Annotated in this window: 7 protein-coding genes; 4 read left to right on the top strand and 3 right to left on the bottom strand. The window is 34.9% G+C overall.

Annotated features, from left to right (window positions below):
* The coding region (locus AB8B65_RS11210; RefSeq protein ID WP_405301096.1) for an Rne/Rng family ribonuclease at positions 1–1,526 on the bottom strand (1,526 nt) is incomplete at its 3' end.
* Between the two features lie 322 nt (positions 1,527–1,848).
* Positions 1,849–2,139, bottom strand: a complete 291-nt coding sequence (locus AB8B65_RS11205) for an HU family DNA-binding protein (protein ID WP_108115657.1) — start codon at positions 2,137–2,139, stop codon at positions 1,849–1,851.
* A 132-nt stretch (positions 2,140–2,271) separates the two neighbouring features.
* On the opposite strand from AB8B65_RS11205, the gene mutY reads away from it, so the two are divergent.
* The 4 genes from mutY to gldD are packed head-to-tail and all read left to right on the top strand — an operon-like array spanning position 2,272 to position 5,731.
* Positions 2,272–3,309, top strand: coding sequence for an A/G-specific adenine glycosylase (mutY, locus tag AB8B65_RS11200; RefSeq protein ID WP_405301095.1), 1,038 nt, complete (start codon positions 2,272–2,274; stop codon positions 3,307–3,309).
* Between the two features lie 42 nt (positions 3,310–3,351).
* Entirely contained in the window at positions 3,352–3,840 is a 489-nt protein-coding gene (locus tag AB8B65_RS11195; RefSeq protein ID WP_405301093.1) for a single-stranded DNA-binding protein, read from the top strand.
* 26 nt (positions 3,841–3,866) lie between these two features.
* The gene (locus AB8B65_RS11190) at positions 3,867–5,171 is read left to right on the top strand and encodes a gliding motility-associated protein GldE (protein WP_405301092.1); all 1,305 of its coding nucleotides are present in this window, start codon (positions 3,867–3,869) and stop codon (positions 5,169–5,171) included.
* Complete coding sequence (gene gldD, locus AB8B65_RS11185; protein ID WP_405301091.1) at positions 5,168–5,731, top strand: gliding motility lipoprotein GldD; 564 nt, start codon at positions 5,168–5,170, stop codon at positions 5,729–5,731. The genes AB8B65_RS11190 and gldD overlap by 4 nt, the downstream gene beginning before the upstream one ends.
* A 214-nt stretch (positions 5,732–5,945) precedes the next feature.
* Here gldD and AB8B65_RS11180 read toward each other — a convergent pair.
* Positions 5,946–6,473 (bottom strand): heavy-metal-associated domain-containing protein (locus AB8B65_RS11180; protein ID WP_405301090.1); only part of this gene is annotated, 528 nt, incomplete at its 5' end.

Genomic DNA, 6,473 nt, shown 5'->3' with positions numbered 1-6,473 from the left:
TTATCTTTAAAACGATAGTCTAGATACGTGTAAGCATCTCTTGGTAATATTTTTACCCATTTTTTATGGTTCATAAACCACTTAAAACGGATGGATGGAAATCCTTTTGTGAGATACGCCGCAATAAAAGGATGCGTGTTTAACGTAACTCCGTTGTAGCCATCTTTCTTGGCTAAAATTCTTTCTAGATCAGTTGTAATTTTATCAACGAGAACAATTGGTGCTTCCACTTCGCTACCAGTTCCATTCGGATTTACTTCTCGTGTCTTAATATTTACTTCTGGTCGTACTCTTTGTCGCGTAATTTGTACCAGACCAAATTTACTTGGAGGTAATATTTTGTGTTTCGCTCTGTCATCTTTCATTTCTGTCTTCAAATGATCAAATAGAGTTCTTCGGTGATCTGCATTGGTCATATCGATAAAGTCGATTACGATGATTCCTCCCATATCTCGTAAACGTAGTTGCCTAGCAATTTCTTTTGCGGCAATCATGTTGACTTCTAATGCAGTGTCCTCTTGTGTTTTGGCTTTGTTAGAACGGTTTCCGCTGTTTACATCAATAACATGTAATGCTTCTGTATGTTCTATTACTAAATAAGCGCCTTTACTCATGGAAACTGTTTTTCCAAAAGAGGTTTTAATTTGTCGTTCCACACCATATTTTTCAAACGGTGGAACTTTAGATTGGTACAATTTTACAATAGACTCTTTTTTTGGTGCAATCTTCTGCACGTATTCTTTAATCTCGTAATAAAGATCTTCATTATCGACTTGAATTCCTGTGAATGACTCATTAAATATGTCTCTCAAAATAGAAGACGCTTTGTTCATTTCACTTAATACTTTCGACGGATGTTCAGCTTTATAGAGTTTTTTACACATTGTAGACCATTTGGTCAACAAATTTTGTAAGTCTTGGTCCAATTCAGCTACTTTTTTGCCTTCAGCTACTGTACGTACAATAACGCCAAAACCTTTGGGTTTGATACTGAGTACCAAACGTTTCAATCGGTCTTTTTCTTCCTTACTCTCTATTTTTTGCGATATAGAAACACGTTCCGAAAAGGGAACAAGTACAATATACCGTCCTGCTATAGAAAGCTCCGAACTAATTCTAGGACCTTTGGTCGAAATTGGCTCTTTCACAATTTGAACTAATATCGATTGATTGGCTTTTACCGCATCCATGATGCTACCATTTTTATCAATATTGGCTTCAAACGGAAAATTTTTTAATGTATAATCTTTTAGTTTACCTGTGCTTACACGTTTTATAAATTTTAATAAGGAAAGAAGTTGTGGACCTAAATCGTGGTAATGTAAAAAGGCATCTTTTTCGTAGCCTACGTTTACAAAAGCCGCATTGAGTCCTGAAACGGGTTTTCTTATCTTAGCAAGAAATACGTCTCCAACCGCAAAATCATTATTGTCTGCTTCCTTATGTAATTCAATAAGTTTTCCATCCTTTAGCAAGGCAAAATCAACTTCAGAGGAATTGGATCTAATTATTAATTCTTTATTCACTCTGATCTAATTTTTATCCATACATAAATGTACAGATGGATTAAACAATTTTCACAGGTATTGTTTTTACCTAATAAAATGTACACAATGAGAACGCAAGCACAAGACAGTAGTGCTTACCTCAATATGTAATTTTTTTTCAAAGAACGTTTTTTTTGTTTTGGCTATAAAACAAAGAAGTAGTTTGCTATAAACTACTTCTTCTTGTGGCGATTAGCTCTTCTTCTCTTTTTACGCTTATGCGTAGCCACCTTGTGTCTTTTTCTTTTTTTACCACTTGGCATAATGCTCTATGTTTTTAATTAATAAATTTATTTTTTAATTACTTTACTTTAACGTTGTCTTTCACTCCTTCTACAAAGATCTTTGCAGGCTTAAATGCAGGAATATTGTGTGCAGGAATTTTGATAGTTGTGTTCTTAGAAATGTTTCTTCCAGTTTTTTCAGCTCTTGTTTTGATGATGAAACTACCAAAACCTCTTAAGTAAACATTGTCTCCACCTTCTAAAGAATTCTTCACTTCTTCCATAAAAGTTTCAACAGTTGCCTGTACTTCACTCTTCTCCATTCCAAGTTTTTCTGAAATCTTTGCTACGATGTCCGCTTTCGTCATTTTTATATATTTTTTGTTTATTCGTTATAAAATTAAGGGATGCAAATATATAATTAATTAGATAATATTTATGTTCTAATTGATTAAAATTTAACGATATAAACATTTATTTTTGCGTATTATTTTGATTTGATGAACTTTTCCAAAGAAATTATACAGTGGTATTTCCAAAATAAGCGCGATTTACCATGGCGAAAAACCAAAGATCCATACCGAATTTGGTTGTCCGAAATTATGTTGCAACAAACCCGTGTAGCGCAGGGACTTCCTTATTATGAGAAGTTTACAGAGGCGTTTCCCTCAGTATACGATCTGGCGAAAGCCGAAGAATCACAGGTGTTAAAGTTGTGGCAAGGACTCGGTTATTATTCGCGCGCGCGCAACTTGCATTACACCGCAAAAGATATTGTAGAAAATTATAATGGGCAGTTTCCAGGTACATATAAAGAACTTTTAAAGCTAAAAGGTGTTGGTGATTATACCGCAAGCGCTATTGCTTCTATTTGTTTTGACGAAGTTGCGCCCGTAGTGGATGGAAATGTATACCGCGTTTTGTCTCGCTATTTTGATGTGGATATACCTATTAATAGTACAGAAGGCATAAAAAAGTTTAAAGAATTGGCGTTTGAAGTCGTAGATCATGACGATCCTGCGAATTTTAATCAGGCAATTATGGAGTTTGGCGCTGTGCAATGCAAACCGCAAAGTCCATATTGTATTATATGTCCGTTAAGCGAAAGTTGTGAAGGTTTAAAAAATCAGCGCGTAGGAATGTTGCCAGTCAAGCTGAAAAAAACAAAGATAAAAAATCGTTGGTTCAATTTTCTCGTAGTCATTTCAAACGAAACAGAGACGCTTCTAGAAGAACGAAAAGGAAAAGGTATTTGGCAAGGATTGTATCAATTTCCATTGCTGGAAACGGAAAAGTCTATCGAAAATATTGAATCGCATCAAGCTGAAATAGAAGAAATTATAAATGTCAAAGAGTTTTCGATTACACAATTCAACAAAAAAGAAAAAATTCATAAACTATCGCATCAACACTTACACACTACATTTTGGATTGTAGAAACGACCGATAATTTAAAAAATGGAATACTTTTGCAAGAAATTAGAAAATATCCTGTACCAATCCTTATTGGAAACTTCATTGAAGAATTCAATTTTTAAAGGTTTTTTAGTACATTTGATTATACACAAAAATTTAAAACAATGAGCGGAACACTAAATAAAGTAATGTTGATAGGGCACTTGGGCGATGAAGTAAAAATGCATTACTTTGAAGGTGGCGGTTGTATTGGGCGTTTTCCGATAGCAACCAACGATTCGTACACAAATAAACAAACGGGCGAACGTGTTGTAAATACAGATTGGCACAATGTTGTTGTACGAAATAAAGCCGCAGAAATTTGTGAAAAATACCTAAGTAAAGGCGATAAAGTATATGTAGAAGGACGTTTGAAAAACAGGCAATGGCAAGGCGAAGATGGAAATACGCGCTATACCACCGAAATTCAAGTAACCGATTTTACATTTTTATCGACCAAAAAAGAAGCGCAATCCAATGCAGCTGCAACAACAGCTCCTGCAAATACGACTACGAATCATCAAGCTGCGCAGCCAACTCAGCATGCGCAACAACCACAGCAGCACACGCCACAAACGACACCTGCTGATGATAATGATGATCTACCATTTTAATCGAAGTTTAATTAATTAATGCCATTTTGGATCCAGAACCCAGTTTACTAATCTTTTTAGCGTCTATTGAAGGACTCGATATATTTAAGATTGTTTTTTTTGGTATTTTATTGTTTTCTTCTGCCTTAATTTCGGGTGCAGAAGTCGCACTGTTTTCGTTGTCACAAACTGAAATCAATGAAGCAGAGGAATCCAATTCGGGAAGCTTACGACTCGCAGCAAAATTACTTCGAAAACCTCGAAGATTATTAGGGACTATTTTAGTCGCCAATAACTTTATTAATATTGCTACGGTTTTATTATTTGCATCGCTTAGTGATAAGTTTTTTCCTGAAATCTCTCCAAATTGGTTGTATTGGGTCATTAAAATTGGCGTGGTTACATTTTTAATTTTACTTTTTGGAGAAATTCTACCCAAAGTCTACGCAAGTCGTAATAAACATAAATTTTCGGCAATGATGGCGTATCCACTGAATGTAATGGACAAACTTTTTGCGCCTATTAGTATGCCAATGAGTTTTGTTTCGGGACTAATTCAGAAGAAACTCGGAAAACGCCGTTCAAACCTTTCGGTAGATCAATTGTCGCAAGCGCTAGAATTGACTTCAGAAGACGAAACTACGAAAGAAGAACAAAAAATTTTACAAGGAATTGTATCGTTCGGAAATACAGATACCAAACAAGTAATGCAACCGCGAATGGACGTTTTTGCCTTGAAAGAAGCCATGACGTTTGAAGCCGTTTTGAGTGAAATTACTAAAAAAGGGTATTCAAGAATTCCTGTGTACAAAGAGAGTTTGGACGATATTTCGGGGATTTTATATGTAAAAGATCTCATTCCGCATATTGATGCTAAAAATTATCAATGGACAAAACTGTTACGCGATGCGTATTTTGTGCCTGAGAATAAAAAATTGGATGATTTATTGCGCGAATTTCAAGAAAAGAAAATTCACTTAGCAATTGTGGTCGATGAATATGGCGGAACTTCTGGTTTGGTGTCGTTGGAAGATGTCATTGAAGAAATTGTAGGCGATATTAGTGATGAGTTTGATGATGAAGACGTGCATTATTCTAAAATTGACGATAAAAACTATGTCTTTGAAGGAAAAACGAATTTAAAAGATTTTTATAAAATTATCGGATTGGAAGACAATTCAGAATTTGAATCACAGAAAGGCGAATCGGAAACGGTAGCAGGTTTTGTGTTGGAAATTTTTAGAGGTTTCCCGAAAGTACGCGATAAAATAAATTTCGGTAATTATACGTTTACTGTGGAAGTGATTGACAATAAACGATTGAAACAAGTAAAAGTAACTCTGAAAGAATGAACATTTTAAAATACACCAGCCTCTTTTTATTAGTAAGCATTCTTTTGAGCTCGTGTGAAGGCGAAATGCTGCCAAAACCAAAAGCTTTTTTACGATTGAAATATCCGACAGCACAATATGCAAAAGTGCAATCTGATTGTCCGTATACGTTTGATAAAAACGAATTGGCATTGATTGATCCGAAGAAAAACTGTTGGATCAATTTGGAATATCCGGCATTAAACGGAACAGTACATTTATCATACATTCCTGTAAACGGAAACTTAGATAAGTTGTTGGAAGATGTACAAAAATTAACCTACGAACATGCTGTAAAAGCAGATGCAATTGATCCGACTGTCTACGAAAACAAGGAACAAAATGTGTATGGAATGGTGTATGAAGTGGAAGGAAATGCCGCTTCGCAAGCACAATTTTATGTAACAGATAACGAAAAACACTTCTTAACAGGTTCGTTATACTTTGATGCAATACCAAATTACGATTCTATTTTTCCTGCTGTGATTTATATTAAAAAAGACATTCGGAAGTTGATTGAATCTTTGGAATGGGCGAATTAGATCGCTTCGCTTTTGGTATTTTAGTAGACAAACTTTTATATTTCAAATTCAAATTTATTAGAAACGTCTTTGCGAGCATTTTAGAAAAATGCGTGGCAATCTGTTTTTTGTGGAAATTATATTTTGTTTGAATTCGAATCAACACATCAAAACACAAAAAAATCCCCAATTATAATAATTGAGGATTTTAAGTTTATCTTTTTTTAAAAAAAAATTATGCCTTTTTTGTACAGCATTCTTTTTTGCAATCTGTTGCACAAGCTATTTTTTCAGCATCTTTTTTTGCACAACAAGCCATTTTGCAATCTGCTTTACAGGCTTTTTTAGTTTCGCCTTTTTTTGCACAGCATTCCATTTTGCAATCGCCAGCACATTTTTTTGAAAATGCTGCTACATTTTTCATATCAGATACTTTGTAGTCGCCAGCAACTTTAGTTACGGTGCTTGTCAATGCATCAAAATCAACTTTTTCGTCGTTATACTCAACCATTGCTAATTTCTGTTCAAAATCTACAGTGGCAGATTTTACACCTTCCATAGCTGCTAATTTGCCTTCAATACGCTTTGCGCAACCAACTGCGCAAGTCATTCCGTCAATTTTAAACTCTGCTTTGTTGTAGTTTGCAGCAAGGTCGCCTTTACTTGTTTCTGTTGTCGCAGTTTTTGTTTGTGTGTCAACTGAGATCGTTTTTGGTGTTGTGTTGTCTTTACAACTTACAATAGCCAATGCCATTGCGCATAC

The sequence above is a fragment of the Kordia sp. genome, assembly GCF_045105435.1.
GTDB lineage: Bacteria > Bacteroidota > Bacteroidia > Flavobacteriales > Flavobacteriaceae > Kordia.
This window is presented reverse-complemented; position numbering and strand designations above follow the sequence as displayed.

What these genes read in the sequence shown, in the direction of transcription:
- mutY (WP_405301095.1), top strand. Translation starts at nt 2,272, where the DNA reads ATGAACTTTTCCAAAGAAATTATACAGTGGTATTTCCAAAATAAGCGC.
- AB8B65_RS11205 (WP_108115657.1), bottom strand. Translation starts at nt 2,139, where the DNA reads ATGACGAAAGCGGACATCGTAGCAAAGATTTCAGAAAAACTTGGAATG.
- AB8B65_RS11195 (WP_405301093.1), top strand. Translation starts at nt 3,352, where the DNA reads ATGAGCGGAACACTAAATAAAGTAATGTTGATAGGGCACTTGGGCGAT.
- gldD (WP_405301091.1), top strand. Translation starts at nt 5,168, where the DNA reads ATGAACATTTTAAAATACACCAGCCTCTTTTTATTAGTAAGCATTCTT.